Annotated in this window: 17 protein-coding genes; 10 read left to right on the top strand and 7 right to left on the bottom strand. The window is 65.0% G+C overall.

Annotation, left to right across the window (positions count from 1 at the left end):
* Positions 1–30 precede the first annotated feature (30 nt).
* Together F455_RS21175 and pdxA are read left to right on the top strand one after the other, a co-directional pair.
* Positions 31–1,392, top strand: coding sequence for a peptidylprolyl isomerase (locus F455_RS21175; protein ID WP_018974373.1), 1,362 nt, complete (start codon positions 31–33; stop codon positions 1,390–1,392).
* Positions 1,393–1,465: 73 nt separating this feature from the next.
* Positions 1,466–2,488 carry a 4-hydroxythreonine-4-phosphate dehydrogenase PdxA gene (pdxA, locus tag F455_RS0116245; RefSeq protein ID WP_018974374.1) on the top strand — a complete coding sequence of 341 codons (1,023 nt, stop codon included), beginning with the start codon at positions 1,466–1,468 and terminating at the stop codon, positions 2,486–2,488.
* Here the strand turns inward: pdxA and F455_RS0116250 are convergent.
* Together F455_RS0116250 and F455_RS21180 are read right to left on the bottom strand one after the other, a co-directional pair.
* Positions 2,485–3,117, bottom strand: a complete 633-nt coding sequence (locus F455_RS0116250; RefSeq protein ID WP_018974375.1) for a LysE family translocator — start codon at positions 3,115–3,117, stop codon at positions 2,485–2,487. The genes pdxA and F455_RS0116250 overlap by 4 nt on opposite strands.
* A gap of 4 nt (positions 3,118–3,121) precedes the next feature.
* The gene (locus F455_RS21180; protein WP_018974376.1) at positions 3,122–4,021 is read right to left on the bottom strand and encodes a DMT family transporter; all 900 of its coding nucleotides are present in this window, start codon (positions 4,019–4,021) and stop codon (positions 3,122–3,124) included.
* 324 nt (positions 4,022–4,345) lie between these two features.
* On the opposite strand from F455_RS21180, the gene gcvA reads away from it, so the two are divergent.
* From gcvA to F455_RS0116280, 4 genes are all read left to right on the top strand, one after another.
* Positions 4,346–5,275 carry a transcriptional regulator GcvA gene (gcvA, locus tag F455_RS21185; protein ID WP_018974378.1) on the top strand — a complete coding sequence of 310 codons (930 nt, stop codon included), beginning with the start codon at positions 4,346–4,348 and terminating at the stop codon, positions 5,273–5,275.
* A complete protein-coding gene (gene rsmA, locus F455_RS0116270) occupies positions 5,272–6,066 on the top strand; it encodes a 16S rRNA (adenine(1518)-N(6)/adenine(1519)-N(6))-dimethyltransferase RsmA (protein WP_018974379.1) in 795 nt (264 codons plus the stop codon). Before gcvA ends, rsmA begins: the two co-directional genes overlap by 4 nt.
* Before the next feature lie 178 nt (positions 6,067–6,244).
* A complete protein-coding gene (apaG, locus tag F455_RS0116275; protein ID WP_018974380.1) occupies positions 6,245–6,628 on the top strand; it encodes a Co2+/Mg2+ efflux protein ApaG in 384 nt (127 codons plus the stop codon).
* On the top strand, positions 6,629–7,477 hold the full coding sequence (locus tag F455_RS0116280; protein WP_018974381.1) for a symmetrical bis(5'-nucleosyl)-tetraphosphatase: 849 nt from the start codon (positions 6,629–6,631) through the stop codon (positions 7,475–7,477). It begins immediately after the preceding gene.
* A gap of 9 nt (positions 7,478–7,486) precedes the next feature.
* On the opposite strand, the gene F455_RS0116285 is transcribed toward F455_RS0116280, so the two are convergent.
* The 3 genes from F455_RS0116285 to lgt are packed head-to-tail and all read right to left on the bottom strand — an operon-like array spanning position 7,487 to position 9,734.
* Entirely contained in the window at positions 7,487–7,978 is a 492-nt protein-coding gene (locus F455_RS0116285; RefSeq protein ID WP_018974382.1) for a dihydrofolate reductase, read from the bottom strand.
* Positions 7,979–7,980: 2 nt separating this feature from the next.
* Entirely contained in the window at positions 7,981–8,835 is an 855-nt protein-coding gene (locus F455_RS0116290) for a thymidylate synthase (RefSeq protein ID WP_018974383.1), read from the bottom strand.
* Positions 8,835–9,734: a prolipoprotein diacylglyceryl transferase gene (gene lgt / locus F455_RS0116295; protein ID WP_018974384.1), complete on the bottom strand. Its 900-nt coding sequence runs from the start codon at positions 9,732–9,734 to the stop codon at positions 8,835–8,837. The genes F455_RS0116290 and lgt overlap by 1 nt, the downstream gene beginning before the upstream one ends.
* A 123-nt stretch (positions 9,735–9,857) precedes the next feature.
* Here lgt and F455_RS0116300 point away from each other — a divergent pair, with 123 nt between their 5' ends.
* The gene (locus F455_RS0116300; protein ID WP_018974385.1) at positions 9,858–11,900 is read left to right on the top strand and encodes an alpha/beta hydrolase family protein; all 2,043 of its coding nucleotides are present in this window, start codon (positions 9,858–9,860) and stop codon (positions 11,898–11,900) included.
* A gap of 71 nt (positions 11,901–11,971) precedes the next feature.
* Here F455_RS0116300 and F455_RS23665 read toward each other — a convergent pair whose 3' ends face one another.
* Positions 11,972–12,271, bottom strand: coding sequence for a 4Fe-4S binding protein (locus F455_RS23665; RefSeq protein WP_018974386.1), 300 nt, complete (start codon positions 12,269–12,271; stop codon positions 11,972–11,974).
* Between the two features lie 14 nt (positions 12,272–12,285).
* Positions 12,286–13,125: a MipA/OmpV family protein gene (locus F455_RS0116310; RefSeq protein ID WP_018974387.1), complete on the bottom strand. Its 840-nt coding sequence runs from the start codon at positions 13,123–13,125 to the stop codon at positions 12,286–12,288.
* 114 nt (positions 13,126–13,239) lie between these two features.
* On the opposite strand from F455_RS0116310, the gene F455_RS0116315 reads away from it, so the two are divergent.
* The 3 genes from F455_RS0116315 to F455_RS0116325 all read left to right on the top strand — a co-directional run bounded on the left by F455_RS0116315 (position 13,240) and on the right by F455_RS0116325 (position 17,430).
* The gene (locus F455_RS0116315; RefSeq protein WP_018974388.1) at positions 13,240–13,902 is read left to right on the top strand and encodes a response regulator transcription factor; all 663 of its coding nucleotides are present in this window, start codon (positions 13,240–13,242) and stop codon (positions 13,900–13,902) included.
* Positions 13,902–15,329, top strand: a complete 1,428-nt coding sequence (locus F455_RS0116320) for a HAMP domain-containing histidine kinase (protein ID WP_018974389.1) — start codon at positions 13,902–13,904, stop codon at positions 15,327–15,329. The genes F455_RS0116315 and F455_RS0116320 overlap by 1 nt, the downstream gene beginning before the upstream one ends.
* Positions 15,330–15,423: 94 nt before the next feature.
* A complete protein-coding gene (locus F455_RS0116325) occupies positions 15,424–17,430 on the top strand; it encodes a thioredoxin domain-containing protein (protein ID WP_018974390.1) in 2,007 nt (668 codons plus the stop codon).
* Positions 17,431–17,442: the final 12 nt, after the last annotated feature.

Consider the following 17,442-nt stretch of genomic DNA (forward strand, 5'->3'; position numbering starts at 1 on the left):
CTACGTCATTCGATTGCAGCAGAGCCGCCGATGAACAAGCTTTTCGCCGCCTTCCTCGCTCTTTTCCTCGTCGCCACCGCGCCCGTGGCGCGCGCGCAAATCCAGCCGGTCGAGCCGCTCGACCGCATCGTCGCGATCGCCGAGGACGATGTGATCCTGCAGAGCGAACTCGACCGCGCGGTGACGCAAATCCAGGCGCAAATCCAACACAACAATCCGCAGCAACTGCCACCGATGGACGTGCTGCGCAGTCAGATGCTCGATCGCCTGATCATGAACCGCCTGCAGATCCAGCGCGCGTCCTCGACCGGCATCCGCGTCACCGACAATGAAGTCGATCAGGCGATCGGCCGCATCGCGCAAAGCAACAATATCGACATCACCCAGCTGCGCAGTGCACTTGCGCGCGACGGCGTCGACTACGACGACTTCCGCAAGCAGACCAAGGAGCAGATTCTCGTCCAGCGCCTGCAGCAGCGCATCATGCAGGGCGCGGGCAACGTCAGCGACGCCGAAGTCGACACGCTGCTCGCCAGCGGCAACGTCAAAACCGGCGAAATCCATCTCGCCCACATCCTCATCGCGACGCCGGAGAACGCAAGCGCCGAGCAGATCCAGACGGCCAAGCAGAAGGCCGATGACGTGAAGAAGCAGATCGACGGCGGCCTCGACTTCGCCGCCGCGGCGATCCGCTATTCGAACGCACAGGACGCGCTCGAGGGCGGCGATCTGCAATGGCGTCCGCTCAGTGCGCTGCCCGAAGCGTTCGTGCAGATCGCTGAGACGCTCACGCCGGGCCAGGTCTCGCAGGTGGTCCGCGGACCGAACGGTTTCCATATCATCAAGGTCGTCGACAAGCGCGGCGGCGGCAGCAAACAGCTCGTGACCGAGTATCACGCGCGCCACATCATGATTCCGGTCACCGAGCTGGTGTCGAGCGCCGAGGCGCAGAAGACCGCCGCCGACCTGCGTCGCCGCATCGTCGACGGCAAGGAAGACTTCGCCAAGCTCGCCAAGGAATACTCGAAGGATCCGCCGACCGCGAATCTCGGCGGCGACATGGGCTGGTTCCCGATCGACCGCTTCGGCACCGCCGTCGCCACCGCGCTCGGTTCGCTCAAGGCCAACAACGAAGTCTCGCAGCCGTTCCAGACCGATGTCGGCTGGCACATCCTGCAGCTGCTCGGCAAGCGCGACGCCGACCGCACGGTCGAGACACAGCGCGAACAGGCGCGTGAACTGATCCGCCAGCGCAAGGCCGAAGACGAAATCGAAAGCACGCTGCGCCAGTTCCGCTCGGATTCGTACATCTGCGCGGTCGACCCGGCTTACGTGACCAAGGAACGCCAGGCCTGCTCGGGCGCAGCGATCAAGAAAGCCGAGTCGAAATAGCCTTTCGAGTTCGTCGTTCGCGTGCAGACGCCGATGACGCAGACTTCGTTTCGCGGATGGATTCCAGTTGCCCATGCTGCCGCGTATCGCCATCACCGCCGGTGAGCCGGCCGGCATCGGACCCGAACTCGTCGCGGCGCTGGCCGCGACCGACCTTGCCGCCGACCTCGTCGCGATCGCGGATCGCGAGCTGCTGAAATCGGCAGCGGCTGCGCGAAACATCGCGCTCGATCTCGAAGATTATCCGGCCGCCCGCCTTGGACAACGCCGGCCCGGTACCCTGCGCTGCCTGCACGTGCCGTTGCGTGTGCCCGCCGTGCCCGGTCAGCTCGATCCGCGCAACGGTCCCTATGTGATCGACACGCTCGCCCGCGCCGCCGACGGCTGCGCGTCGGGCGAGTTCGCCGCGCTCGTCACCGCGCCCGTGCAAAAGAGCGCGGTTGCCGACGCCGGCATTGCGTTCACCGGCCACACCGAATTCCTCGCCGAACGCGCCGGATACGATGTCGTCATGATGCTCGTTGCGCCGGATATCGGCGGTCGCGTGCTGCCCAACCCGAACGCCGATGCAGGTGCATTGCGCGTCGCGCTCGCAACCACGCACCTGCCGCTCGCACGCGTGCCGGAAGCGATCACGCGTGCGGGACTCGTGCGCACGCTGACCATCCTCTGCGACGAACTGATCGCAAAATTCGGCATCGCCGCGCCACGCATCGCCGTGCTCGGTCTGAACCCGCACGCCGGCGAGGCGGGCCATCTCGGCCGCGAGGAAATCGACGTCATCATTCCCGCGATCGAACAGGTACGCGCCGCCGGATTCGACATCGTCGGCCCGCTGCCGGCCGACACCGCCTTCGTCGCCACGCAGCGCATGCGTTTCGACGCGGTGCTGGCGATGTACCACGACCAGGGCCTGCCCGTGCTCAAGGCACTCGGCTTCGGCGATTCGGTCAACGTCACCCTCGGCCTGCCGTGGATCCGCACCTCGGTCGACCATGGCACCGCGCTTGATCTTGCCGGCAAAGGCCGCGCCGATGCATCCAGCCTGATCGCGGCGACACGGCTCGCGCTGAACCTCGCGCGAGGGAAAGGCTAGCGTCGCGCTTCGGTCGCCATGCGCAATGCAAGGCCGCCGAGCACGCCGCCCATCAACCAGCGCTGCGCTGCCAGCCACAGCGGCCGGCGTGCCAGGAACAGCGCGATCGCTCCTGCGCCAAGCGCAACGCTGCCGTTGACCAGCATACTGATCGCGACCTGGGTGAAACCGAGCGCCAGTGCCTGGCCGAGCACATGGCCCTGCTCGGGATGGATGAATTGCGGCAGCAGCGACAAGTACAGCACCGCAGCCTTCGGATTGAGTAAGTTGGTCAAGAAGCCCATCAGCACCAGTTGCTGCGGATTGTCGGGCGGCAACTGGCGCACTTCGAACGGCGAACGCCCGCCCGGCTTGATTGCTTGCCAGGCGAGATAAAGCAGGTACAGCGCGCCGGCAATACGCAGCGCATCGTAGGCAAACGGCACTGTCATCAACAGCGCGGTAATGCCGAACACGGCACACAGCATGTAGAACACGAATGCGAGCGCGATGCCGAGCAGCGAGATCAACGCCGCCCCCGGGCCCTGGCACAGCGCGCGCGAGATCGTGTAGATCATGTTCGGACCCGGCGTGATGGCGAAGCCGAGTGCGACCGCGGTAAAGGCGATCCAGTTCAGACTCGTGGGCATGCGCTCAGGCCTGCTTGATCGCGGCCAGTGGCGCTTTCGGTTTGATCCCCGGGACCTTCTCGAAAATCAGCGCGACTGCGAACAACACGAGCGCGCAACCGGCAAGCGCGGCCCAGGTGATCGGCTCGCCTAAGAACAGCGCAGCCCAGATCAGCGCGAACAGCGGCACGAGGAAAGTCACCGTGACCGCACGCTCGACTCCGGCCGCGCGCAGGATGCGGAAGTACAACGCATAGGCGATGCCGGTGCAGAGAATGCCGAGCGCGACCAGCGCAAGGCCGACGTTGAGCGGCGGCAATGCCGCCGGCGCAGTCGCCAGCGCGAGCGGAACCAGCGGCAACGAACCACCGATCAGATTGCCCGCAGTGATGACGAGCGGATCGGCGTCACCGTAACGCTGCTTGGCCATGATCGCGCCGACCGCGTACAGAAACGAGGCGAACAGCGCCGCGGCGAAGCCGATTGCGGTGCCCAGGCTCATCTCGAGGTGGCCGAACTTCGCCAGCGTGGCGACGCCGAGCACGCCGACAACCACGCCGGCCAGCTTCGACACCGATGGCTGCGTACCGCGCACCCAGCCGATCAGTACGGCGAACAGCGGCACGGTCGCGTTGAGCACGGCGAGATAGCCGGCCGGCAGCGAGCGCGCAGCCAAGGCGAAGCAGCACAGTGGCAAGCCCATGACGATAAAGCCGACGACGAGGTAATCGCGCCAGCGCGCGCGCCACTGCAGCGGTTTGCGCAGCAGCGCGAGAACGCCGAGCAGGGTCAACGCGGCGAAGATCATGCGCCCCGCGCCGGTCATGCCAGCGCCGATCACCGGCACGGTGATGCGCTGGAACATGAAGGATGCGCCCCAAATCATGCCGAGCACGACCAGTTGGGCGAAGATGGAAGCATTCATCGGAAACTCCTTGGGTCAGCCCGCGCAAACCGGCGCAAGCAATGATGCGGTGTCGCATCGTAAGCCTCGCGCGTGCGCGCGAGAAACGCTATTTTCTCGAGTCATCTGTGAGCTTTCTTCACAGATGCTAGACTGCCGAACCTTTCATGAGAACCTGTCCTCAAAGCGTAGCGAGCGAAGAGCCGATCCTATCTAAGATCGGGCGCGACGCCGGAGCGCAGGAACCGGAGTGTACTCAAATGTACATGAGGATTCCGAGCACCGCCGGCGCGCAAATTATCGAGCGCAGTAGCTTTGAGGACAGGTTCTAAGAGCCGCCCGCGCATGAATCCCTGGCACCGCCTGCCACCGCTGCGCTCGCTGCGTGTGCTCGAGGCCGCCGTGCGCCATCAGAACTATACGCGCGCAGCGGACGAACTCAGTCTCACCCACAGCGCGGTCAGCCATCAGATCCACACGCTCGAGGCGACGCTCGGCATGCCGCTGCTGCAACGCGCCGGGAGGCAGATGCGCGCGACCGACGCGGGCCGCCAGCTCGCCCAGGACGTGCGCACCGCGCTCGACCAGCTCGCCGCCGCACTGGAACGCCTGCGCGGCCAGGACAGTGCAAATTCGCTCACAGTCAGCGTGCTGCCCTCGTTCGCCGCAGCGTGGCTGGTCGCGCGCCTCGGCGGTTTCCTCGAGCGCCACCCCGGCATCGAACTGCGCCTGGAAAGCACGCCGGCGGTCACCGATTTCCGCAGCGACGGCGTCGACGTCGCGATCCGCTATGGCACCGGCAATTACGAGGGACTGGTCAGCGAGAAGCTGTTCGACGACGAGTTGTTTCCGACCCTGAGTCCGGAGCTCGCGCGGCGCGTGCGCCTGCGCAACCCCGCCGACCTCGCACGCGTGCCGCTGCTGCGCATCCGCCAGCAGCCGTGGGCGCCGTGGTTCGCCGCGGCCGGCGTCAACATCGCCGAGCCGCGTCGCGGACCAGTATTCAACGATTCCGAACTCGCCCTGCAGGCCGCGATCCAGGGCCAGGGCGCGGTGCTCGCGCGCGGCTCGCTGACCGCGCTCAAGTTGCGCGCGGGCTCGCTGATCGCGCCGTTCGCGCAGCGCGTGGCCTCGCCGGCCACCTGTCATCTCGTCTACCCACCGCAGCATGCGGACAAACCGGCGCTGCTGCTGTTCCGAGAATGGCTGTACGAGGAACTGCGCGCCTCGCCGCCGATGTACTGCCCGGAAACCCGATCCAAAAAAAAGCCATGAACGACTTCGCCCCGCACGTCACCAAGAAGCGCTTCGGTCAGCACTTCCTCCACGACAAAAATATACTAAGCCGCATTGTGGAATATGTGGCAGCGAAGCCCGGCGAGCGCATCGTCGAGATCGGCCCCGGCGAGGGCGCGCTGACCCTGCCGCTGCTGCGCGCCGCACGCAGCCTGACCGTGATCGAACTCGACCGCGACCTGATCGAACCGCTGCGCACTCGCGCAAGCGGCGTCGGCGAATTGACGATCGTGCATCGCGACGTGCTCGGAGTGGACATAGCCGCACTCGCCGCCGGTGCCACGATCCGTCTCGTCGGCAACCTGCCCTACAACATCTCCACGCCGATCCTGTTCCATTGCCTCGATAATGCTGCGGCGATCCACGACATGCACTTCATGCTGCAAAAAGAGGTGGTCGAGCGCATGGCCGCCGGCCCGGGCAGCAAGACCTACGGCCGGCTTTCGGTGATGCTGCAATTGCGCTGTGCGGTCGAGCCGCTGTTCGACGTGCCGCCCACCGCGTTTACGCCGCCGCCGAAGGTCGATTCCGCCGTCGTGCGCCTCGTGCCGTTGTCGCCCGACAAGCTGCCGCAAGCTGATTTCGCCGTGGTCGACCGCGTCGTCCGCGCCGCGTTCGGCCAGCGTCGCAAGACCTTGAGCAATGCATTGAAAGGCGTGGCCGATGCGGACGATCTCGCTGCCGCGGGCATTGATCCGCGCCTGCGCGCCGAGCAGTTGGCGCCTGCCACGTTCGTCGCCCTGGCGCAACATCTGCAAGCGAAAGGTTGAGGGAACCTCTAAAAACCTACTGCGCTCGATAATTTGTGCGCCGGCGGTGCTCGGAATCCTCATGTACTTGTATGTACACTCCGGTTGCTGCGCTCCGGCGACGCACAAATTCTCTTCGCTCGCTACGGTTTTTAGAGGTTCCCTTGATTCGCCCGACGCCGCTGCGCACAATCCAGACATGAGCGACAACAGCCCCTATGCGATCAGCGTAGCCGTGCAGACGCAGTTCCTGCACGACCAGTCCACGCCGGACGCGAACCGCTATGCATTCTCGTACACGATCCGCATCGCCAACACCGGCCGCGTCGCTGCGCGCCTGATCTCGCGCCACTGGATTATTACCGACGCCAACGGCAAGGTGCAGGAAGTGCGCGGCGAAGGCGTGGTCGGCGAACAGCCGTGGCTGCGCCCCGGCGACGATTTCCAGTACACCTCGGGCGCCGTGCTCGAAACCGCAGTCGGCACGATGCGCGGCAGCTACCAGATGCTCGCCGACGACGGGCGCCACTTCGACGCCGCGATCCCGCAGTTCACGCTGTCCATACCACGCACGGTCCACTGAATGGCCGTCTACGCGATCGGCGACGTGCAGGGCTGCTATGACGAACTCGCGCAGCTGCTCGAAAAAGTCCGCTTCGATTCTTCGCGCGACACGCTCTGGTTCTGCGGCGACCTGGTCAACCGCGGTGGCCAGTCGCTGGCCGTGCTGCGCCAGGTGCAGTCGTTCGGCAAGAGCGCGATCGTCGTGCTCGGCAACCACGACCTGTCGCTGCTCGCAATCGCCGAGCGCGAGGAGGCAGCGCAGGCGAAGACGAATCCCGAGTTGCGCGAAGTGCTGTTCGCACCGGACCGCGATTCCATTCTCGCTTGGCTGCGCACGCGCCCGCTGCTGCACGTCGATCGCGCGCTCGATTTCGCCATGGTTCACGCCGGCTTCGCACCGGGCTGGACCCTCGATCGCGCCGAACGCGCCGCACGCGAGGTCGAACAGCGCCTCGCCGGCGACGGCGCAAAACGCCTGTTGCTTGCGATGTTCGGCAACAAACCGGATCAATGGTCGCCGAAGCTGCGCGGCATCGAGCGCCTGCGCGCGACGATCAACGTAATGACGCGCATGCGCTATTGCGACGTGCGCGGGCGCATCGCCTATACCGAGAAAGGCGCTCCCGGCACGCAGAAGCCGGGGTTGTATCCCTGGTTCGAGGTGCCCGGGCGCGTGCGCAGCGACCTACGCATCATCTGCGGCCACTGGTCGACGTTGGGCCGCTTCCAGGGCATGGGCATCTACGCGATCGACGGCGGCTGCGTCTGGGGCGGCGAGCTGATTGCGCTGCGCCTCGACGGCGAGGAGCCGCAGTTCTTCGCGATCAAGTCGAAGCGGCCGAAGCCGACCGGCAAGGATGGCGACTGAGCGCAGTCGCTAGTTGCCGACCCTTTCGTAGTCGACGAAAGTGAAGGCGTATTCGTGCCGCGCGTCGGCGCTGTGTGCCTCACGCGAAATTTCATGCCATTCGGCAGGATCGAAGCGCGGGAAGTGCGCATCGGCATCGGACGCCTCGGTGTCGATCCAGGTCAGATGCAGGCGTGTCGCCTGCGGTAGCGCGAGTGCATAGATTTCGCCGCCGCCGATCACCATCAGTTCCCCATCGCCAGCCGCGGCGATCGCTTCGTCGAGCGAGGCGGCCGCACGCTGCCCCGCAAACGGCACCTCGCCGCTGCGCGTCAACACGAGATTGGTGCGACCCGGCAACGCGCGGCCGATCGCAAGCGCGGTCTTGCGCCCCATCAGCACGGGCTTGCCCATCGTCAGCGCCTTGAAGCGCTTGAGATCCTCGGGCAGATGCCATGGCATCGCACCGCCACGACCGATGGCGTAGTTGCGGTCGAGCGCGGCGATGAGAGAAATATCCACGTTCAGACCGCGATCGGCGCCTTGATCGCCGCATGCGACTGATAGCCCTCGATCGCGATGTCCTCGTAGCGGAAATCGTCGATCGAGCGGATCGCGGGATTCAATTTCAATTTCGGCAGCGGCAGCGGCGCACGCGTCAGCTGTTCGCGCGCCTGGTCGAGATGATTCTTGTACAGATGCGCGTCACCGAGCGTGTGCACGAAATCCCCGGGCTCGAGGTCGCAAACCTGCGCGATCATGTGCGTCAGCAGCGCGTAGCTGGCGATGTTGAACGGTACGCCGAGGAAAATATCGCCCGAGCGCTGGTAGAGCTGGCACGACAACCGGCCTTTCGCCACGTGAAACTGGAACAGTGCATGGCATGGCTGCAACGCCATCTTGGGCAAATCGGCGACATTCCACGCGCTGACGATGAGGCGGCGCGAATCGGGATTCTTCTTGATTTGTTCAACTACTCCAGCGATTTGATCGATGGAAGATGTTTGTTGAGAAGTGCCGGCAGGAATGCCGGCTTTTTGATTTTCGCGCGAAGGACTCGCGCATGAGCTTACTGTCCAGGCTCTCCATTGCTTGCCGTACACCGGTCCGAGATCGCCGTTCGCGTCGGCCCATTCGTCCCAGATGCCGACGCCGTGTTGCTTGAGATAGCCGATGTTGGTGTCGCCACGCAGGAACCAGAGCAGTTCGCGCACGATCGACTTGGTGTGCAGCTTCTTCGTCGTCACGAGCGGAAAACCTTCGGCGAGACTGAAGCGCATCTGCCAACCGAACACCGACAGCGTGCCGGTGCCGGTGCGGTCGGCTTTCTCGTCACCGTGCTCGAGCACGTGGCGCAGCAGGTCGAGGTACTGGCGCATCAGGCGACCTCCTTCGTCGATACCGATGCATTGGCGGCGACCAGATCGGGTTGCAGGGTCGGCGCGCGGCGCGACAGCCACAGCAACACGACTCCGATGATGACTAGCGGCAGCGACTGGATCTGCCCCATCGTCAACCAACCGAAGGCAAGATAACCAAGCTGTTGATCCGGAATGCGCACGAATTCGACGGCGAAGCGGAACACGCCGTAGAGCAGGGCGAACAATCCCGATATCGCATAGCGCGGACGCGGCTTGAGCGAGAATAGGAACAGCACGGCGAACATGGCCACGCCTTCGAGCGCGAATTCGTAGAGCTGCGAAGGATGGCGCGCCTGGCCGTTGAGCTGGCCGGCGAGGTACATCTGATGCAGCTCTTCGCGCGTCTTGTGCAGGTCGTCGAGCGCGCTCGGGAAAATCACGCCCCACGGCGCATCGGTGATCTTGCCCCAGAGTTCGCCGTTGATGAAGTTGCCGAGACGACCGAGGCCGAGGCCGATCGGCACCAGCGGCGCGACGAAATCGATCGTGTCGAAAAAGTGTACTTTGTTGCGTCGCGACCAGATCCAGCCGGCGAGCAGCACGCCGATCAGGCCGCCGTGGAACGACATGCCACCGTCCCAGACGCGGAAGATCGCGAGCGGATCGTGCACGATCCAGTCCAGCGAAACGTACGAAAGCATGTACCAGATGCGTCCGCCGAGAATGACGCCGAGCATGACGTAGAAGGCGAGATCGGAAAACGCCTCGTGGCTGACCGGCAACCTGCCCTGCTTGCGCCGGTATTCGCCGACGAACCAGGCGCCGGCAAAGCCGAGCAGGTACATGATGCCGTACCAGTGTACGGCGACGGGACCGAGTTGCAGCGCGATCGGATCGATATCGTGGAAGTAAGGCATGCGCGAAACGGAAAGAAAACCGGCAGCCGCTATTGTCGCAGAAAGCACCGCGGTGATGGCCTCTCGCCGTGTCACGCGAACGCCATGGCATAATCGCCGCTCGTCCTGGGGAGAGGTTCATCCATGCTCAAACACGCCTGCTTGGTGGTGCTCATCGCGGCTGCCACTGCCGCACCCGTCGTCGCCGACGAGGCCAAACCGATCACCTTGCCCAAAGTCACCGTCATTCCCGAAGTCGACTTTGCCAAGCACCCGCCACTCGGGCCGCCGGTGTTGTCGCCCGATGGCCAGCACATCGCGGTCACGGTGAAGACCGAGGAAAACGGCGGCGACAACAAGTACCAGCTCGCGATCCTGCACCTGCCCGACTTGAAGTACGTCAGCCGCCTCGACATGGCTGCAACCTTCCTGCCGATCGATGTGACCTGGGTCGACAACAAGCGCCTGGTCCTGGGCACGGGCAAGGAAACGGCGTTCGCCGAACAACCCGCCGCGACCGGCGACATCCTCGCGGTCGATTTCGACGGCAAGAACAAGCGCATGCTCTACAGCGATCGCTCGCGCGGATCGAGCCAGGCGGCGATGAACATCCTCAAGATGCCGATCGGCTTCGGCTCGATCAGCGGCACGCCGGACAAAGCCGATAGCCACTTCTACCTCACTGTCAATCCGGCGCCCGAGCGTGGCGGCAGCGATGCGCAGGCGAACAAGACTCTGGTCTTCGACGTCGATGCGGTCAGCGGCAGCGTCAAGGAGATCGGCGCGATCAATGCCGATGGCTACGACTTCCTCGTCCACGACGGCGTCGCGCGCTACGCCTGGGGCCAGGACAACAACCTCAAAGACCACGTCTATTATCGCGCCGCTGCGGACAAGGACTGGACCGAACTCCCGGCCAGCGTGGTCGGCAAGCAGTTCCAGCCATACGCGATCTCGGCCGACGGCGCCAAGCTCTACTCGATCGGCAATCCCGACGGCGGCCCCGGTCAATTCGTGGTCAGCAACCTCGATGGCAGCGAGCGCAAGGTACTCGCTTCGAATCCGCGCGTCAGCGTGCGCCGCGTGTACTGGTCGCCGGCGCCGCGCGCGCCTTACGCGGTGTCGTTCGAAGACGGCCGCACCTCGATGACCTGGCTCGACGACAGCAAATACGCGCAGGCGCTGAAGGCGCTCAACGCCAAGTTCGCCGACCATTTCGTCGGCTTCTCCGACATTTCCGAGGACGGCTCGGTTGCGCTGGTCGGCGCGGCCAGCGACCGCGATCCCGGCACCTATGCGATGTTCGACTTGAAGACAAACGCGATCCGGCCGCTGTACCAGAGCAAGCCCTGGTTCAACCCGGAGCAGCTCGGCGAGCGCAAGCCGTTCTGGTTCAAGGCCTCGAGCGGCACGGAACTCGGCGGCTATCTGACCCTGCCGCCCGGACGCGCGGCGAAGAACCTGCCGACCGTGCTCATCGCGCACGGCGGCCCGATGGGTCCGAACGACGGCTGGTCTCTCGCGAGCGGATGGGAGAACAGCGAGGCGCAGTTCCTCGCCTCGCGCGGCTACGCCGTCGTCCAGGTCAACTACCGCGGTTCGGGCGGACGCGGCGCGAACTTCTACGACGCCGGCTACCGCCAGATGGGTACAGGCATGATGCAGGACATGCTCGATGGTTTGAATTGGGCGATCGACAAGGGCTACGTCGACAAGAGCCGCGTCTGCGTCTACGGCGCGAGCTACGGTGGCTACACTGCATTCTTCCAACCCGTGTATGCGCCGCAGGGCACGTTCAAATGCTCGGTCGCGATCGCCGGCGTCTCCGACATCCGCATCCAGGCGGAGCGCAGCGACACGCGCCGTTCGCGCGGTGGCCGCAACTTCCTGCGCGAAGCCTGGGGCATGGGCGATGAGGCCTACATCAAGGCCAATTCGGCGATCGACCACGTCGACAAGTTCAACGTGCCTGTGCTGATCGTCCATGGCGAAGACGACAGGCGCGTGCCGGTAAAGAACGCCGAGGAAATGCGCGACGCGCTGCAAAAAGCCGGCAAGCCGGTCGAGTACATGACCCGGCCGAAGGAAGGCCACGGCTTCTTCAAGGAAGATAACAACACCGAGCGCTACAGGATCACCGAGGCGTTCCTGCTCAAGTACCTCGGCCCCGGCGCGTCGAAACAGTAACGCGCTGCGCACAAGCGAAGCTACAGGATGCCCGGCCGCGCGCCGGGCATCGGAACGGGATTTTTCATTCCTTACTCCGCGTCGCCATTGCGCACCTGCAACGTGATCGCATGCTGCGAGCACACAGCCAAGCAAAGGCCGCATGCGCGACAACATTCGGGTGCGACTACGGCGGCCTGCAGCCCTTGGCTCAGCGACAGCAGGAAGCGCGTACTCGCCGGCAGTCCGTCGCAGTCGTGTGCAGCCACGGCCTTAAGTGCGAGCACTTGATGCGGGCAAACCGCAACGCAGCCGGAATCGCCTACACAGCGATCGCGATCGATGACTGGTGCTATTGCTTCGATTTCGCCGCAATCGAATGCGCGGTTCATGGTGGCGGACAGCCTCAGAAATGATAGGTCGCGAACACACCGACGACGTTCTGCGTCTTGTCCTGTGTGATCGGGCTGTCCTTCGCATCGCCCTGCAGCTGTGACGTGGACGCAAAGGCTCCCAGGCCCCAATGCTCGTCGAAGCGATAGCGCGCGCTGGCGCCGAAACCGATGCTGCTCACGCCGCCACCGGCACGATATTGTGGGCGACCGGAGCGCTCCGACTGCAGCGCATCGATGCCGAAGAAGGTCTGCATGTACTCACCATTTGCCCAGGTCACGCTTGGCCCGGCGCTGAGCACGAGCTGGCGCGAGACCACCCAGTTTGCGTTCAGTCCCAACTCGGCGAGCGTGCCCTGCCGGTTGTCACCGACATCGCTCGACACCGAGAGGCGGGCGCTCAACCATCCCTGTGTATAGCGGGCGAACGCGCCGACGCGCGCCGTGCCGTCGATATCGCCGAGACCGCGCAGGCGCGCATCGTCCGCTTCCTTGCGCGCTTTGAACGCGCCGGCCGACACCATCGCGCCGACGCGCCAATGTTCGTCTTCGTACAGATACACGCCGAGCCCGCCGCCGGGGCCACCGCCGCCGGCACTGCCGTCGCCGCCAAGAAAAAACCGGCCGTAACGGATATTGATCATCGGCAGCGCACGCGTCTTCTGTTCGTCGCTACCGGGGTACTCCGGTAGGCTCACTGCACCGGCGCCGATCGTGATGTCCCAACCATCGTTCGGCTTGCGCGTCGCGCTTTTCTCGGCATTCTCATCGGCGGCTGCGGCTTTGCCCGGGAAAACGGCAAAGGCCAGAGGCAGGAGAGCTAAGATCAGGTGGTTCGAGAGCAGGCGGCGCATGAGAACTCCGATTCGGGTGGGCGGAAAGATTCTGCGCAGCGGGTTTTAAAAACTCTTTAATCGCGCCGGACCACAATGCCGCCGCAGCGAAACTGTCGAGGTAAGCGCAAAACCATGCAGATACTTCTGGTCGAAGACGATGCGATGCTCGCTGATGCGGTGAGCGCCGGCCTGCGCCAGGATGGCTGGAATGTCGACTGGGTTACCGACGCGATCAGCGCGCGTCTGGCTACGCTCGATCGCCAGTATGCCGCGATCCTGCTCGATCTCGGTCTGCCCGGCAGCTCCGGCCTGGCCGTGCTCGCGCATCTGCGTGAACGCTACGACGCGACGCCGGTGCTGATCATCACCGCACGCGACAAGCTCAGCGACCGCATCAACGGGCTCGACGCCGGCGCCGACGATTACCTGGTCAAACCGTTCCAGTTCGACGAACTCGGCGCACGTCTGCGCGCGCTGGTGCGCCGCAGCCAGGGCCGCGTCTCGCCGAAGCTGTGCTATCGCGACATCGTCGTCGACCCGGGCCGGCGCCACGTCAGCAAGGACGGCGCCGCCGTCGCGCTCAGCATGCAGGAATATCGCACCTTGCTGGTGCTGATGGAACGCCGCGGACGCGTGATCACGCGCAACGAGCTCGAGGACGCGGTGTACGGCAGCTCCGGTACGATCGAGAGCAATACGATCGCGGTCTATATCCACCGCCTGCGGGCGAAGCTCGGAGAGGACATGATTATCACCGTGCACGGCTTCGGTTATCGTCTTGGCGAGGCACACTGATGGATATGGCCGTAGATCCCGATACCGACGATGCGGCATCGCCGAGCGCCACGGTACACGTGCGACCGCGGCGGATCAGGTCGTTGCGCATGCGCCTGCTGCTCGCGCTGTCGTTGATGATCCTCGTGCTCTGGGCCGTGCTGCTTGGCATTTGGCAGATCTTCGCCGCGCGCGACCAGACCGTGTGGGACGACTCGCTGCGCCAAGTCGCCGTACTGGCCCTGGCGTCCCTGCCCGCCGACGCCGAAGGCGTGTTCGCCCATCCCGGGCAACTCGCCCAGGCGCCGCGCGTCATGCCGAACGTGGAGGCTGAGAAGGACATCAGTTTCCAGATCTGGCTCAACGGCCAGGCGATCGTGCGCTCGCCGAGTTCGCCGACGACGCCGCTCAAGCCGGATTTCGTCGACGGGTTCGCCAACGAGGATATCGGCGGCGAAGTATGGCGCGTGTACAGTATCGGCGATGCGAGCAGCAAGGTTTTCGTGCAGATCGGCAAGTCGCCGCAGCAGCGCGTCGGCGGCATGCTCAACGGCCTGCGCAAGGCCGGGTTCGTCACTCTGCTGCTACTCATGCTCCCGGGCATCGCGATCTGGTGGGTGACGCGCTGGTCGTTCGCGCCGATCGACACGCTGCGCGAGCTGATCGGCCGGCGCAAGCCGTTCGACCTGACCCCGCTGCCCGACGCCGAACTGCCGACCGAAGTGCGGCCGCTGATCGAGTCGTTCAACGCGCAGCTCAAGCAGCTCGACGCCGCCGTGCAAGGTGAACGCCGCTTCATCGCCGATGCCGCGCACGAACTGCGCACACCTCTCGCCGTGCTCGCCACGCATGCGCAGGTTGCACTGCGCGCCGGGAGCATCGAGGAGAAGGACGAGGCGCTGCTGCGTCTGTCTGCGGGCGTCGAACGCAGCGCGCGCCTGTCCGAACAACTGCTCGATCTGGCCCGCGTCGACGCGGCGAAGAGTGCGCTCGAACATGCACGCGTCGATCTCTCCGAACTCGTTGTGCTGATCGTGCGCGACTTCGAGCTCGGCGCGCGCCAGCGGTGCCAGTCGATCACGCTGGAAACGGACACTGCGATCGTCAACGGCGATGTCGACGAGCTCGGCATCTTGCTGCGCAACCTCCTCGACAACGCACTGCGCTACAGCGGCGACGGCGGTCGCGTCGCAGTTTCGTGTAAGCACGCGCTGCGCAACCGCGTGATCGGCGTGAAGCTTTCGATCGCCGACAACGGCCCTGGCGTGCCAAGCGGCGAATACGCGCGCATTTTCGATCGGTTCTATCGCGTTGCCGGCAACCGCGCACGCGGTAGCGGCATCGGCCTCTCCCTGGTCGCGCGCATCGCTGCTTCGCACATGGCGACGATCGAAATCGGCCCTGGGCTCCACGGACGCGGTTTTGGCATCTGCGTCTGGTTCCCGTAGACCTTCGCGTCGATCCAACGCACTCTGCACATGGCGCCGGCATGTAACGCACGGATGCGCGATACTTCGGCAGACCGCATCGCACGACGCCTCCATGCCCAACCGCCTCGCCACCGAAACTAGCCCCTACCTGCGCCAACACGCGGACAATCCGGTCGACTGGTGGCCGTGGAACGCCGAAGCACTCGCCACCGCGCGTGCCCAGGACAAGCCGATCCTGCTCTCGATCGGCTACAGCGCCTGCCACTGGTGCCACGTCATGGCGCAAGAAAGCTTCGAGGACGAGGCGACCGCGCGGCTGATGAACGAAAAATTCATTTGCATAAAAGTGGATCGCGAGGAGCGACCGGACCTCGACAAGATCTACCAGCTCGCACACCAGGCCCTGACCCGACGCGGCGGCGGCTGGCCGCTCACCGTGTTTCTCGCACCCGACGACCTCACTCCGTTCTACGCCGGCACCTATTTTCCGAAAGAAACGCGCTACGGCATGCCGCCGTTCGCCTATGTGCTCGACCAGGTACGCGGCTTCTGGGACACGCGCCGCGACGCAGTGCGCGCGCAGAATGAAACGCTGCGCGAATTCCTCGCGAGCTACGATTCGGGCGAAGCGCATGACGGCGCGCTGGACGATGCGCCGATCCGCGCCGCGCTCGCCCAAATCCAGCGCAACTTCGATTCCGAATACGGCGGGCACGTCGGTGCGCCGAAATTCCCGCATTGCCCCGAGATGGAATTGCTACTCGACCTCGGCACGCCGCAGGCGCGCGCGACGGTCGAGCTGACCCTGACGCGCATGGCCGAAGGCGGCATCCACGACCAGATCGGCGGCGGCTTCTGCCGCTACAGCGTCGACGAGCGCTGGGAGATCCCGCACTTCGAGAAGATGCTCTACGACAATGCGCAGCTGCTGCCGCTGTACGCGGAGCGCGCCGGCCACGCCAGTCTCGCACGCGACTTGATCGCCTGGCTTTTGCGCGAGATGACCGCGCCCACGGGCGGCTTCTACAGCGCACTCGATGCGGATTCCGAGCACGAGGAAGGCAAGTTCTACCTCTGGCAGCGAGGGGAAGTGCGCGCGTTGCTGGACGACGAGGAATTCGCCGCGGCCGAACGCCGCTACGGATTCGACCGTCCAGCCAACTTCGAGCATCACGCCTGGAATCCGATCGCGGCCGTGCCGGTTGCGCAAATCACGACCGAGCTCGCGCTTGCGTCTAGCGAAGCGCAAGCGCGTCTTGCCCGTGCCCGCGCGAAATTGTTTGCGGCGCGCGCACAACGCGTCCGCCCCGGCCTCGACGACAAGATTCTGACTGCGTGGAATGCACTCATGATCGCCGGCATCGCGCGTGCCTCGCGCACGCTCTCGGCGCCGCCACTGATGGGCCTCGCAGACAATGCGCTCGATTGCCTGCACGCGAGCGCGTGGCGCGACACGCGCCTGTACGCCGTCGCCGGCGAGGGCGCGGCACGATTTCCGGCCTATCTCGACGACCACGCCTTCTTGCTCGACGCACTGCTCGAATGCCTGCGGTGCCGCTGGAGCGATCGTGACTTCACCTGGGCGACGCAGCTCGCCGACACGCTGCTCGAACGCTTCGAGGATCGCGAGCAAGGCGGTTTTTTCTTCACCGCACACGATCACGAAAAGTTGATCCAGCACTCCAAGCCATTCGCCGACGAGGCGCTTCCTTCGGGCAATGGCGTCGCCGCACGCGCGCTGTTGCGGCTCGGCCACCTGCTTGGCGAAACGCGCTATCTGGACGCGGCCGAGCGCGCCCTGCGCGCCGCGTACGCGACGATGACGCAGATGCCGGCCGCCTGCGCAACACTGCAGCGCGCGCTCAACGATTTCCTGCATCCGCGCACGCTCGTCGTCGTGCGCTTCGACTCCGTCGAAGAGAACGACGCATGGCAGGCCGCACTGGTTGCCGCCGGCAACTCGCGCCGCGTCGATGCGTATTTCGTCCCGGACCATGCCGGAAATCTGTCGGGTGCGATTGCCGCGCAAACATACATCGCTGGCGGTGTCGCCTACGTCTGCCGCGGCACGCAGTGCGACGCGCCACTGCACGACGCAAGCGCGCTTCGCCTAGCGTAGCAAGATCGACAA

The organism is Rudaea cellulosilytica DSM 22992, from assembly GCF_000378125.1.
Taxonomy (GTDB): Bacteria; Pseudomonadota; Gammaproteobacteria; order Xanthomonadales; family Rhodanobacteraceae; genus Rudaea; species Rudaea cellulosilytica.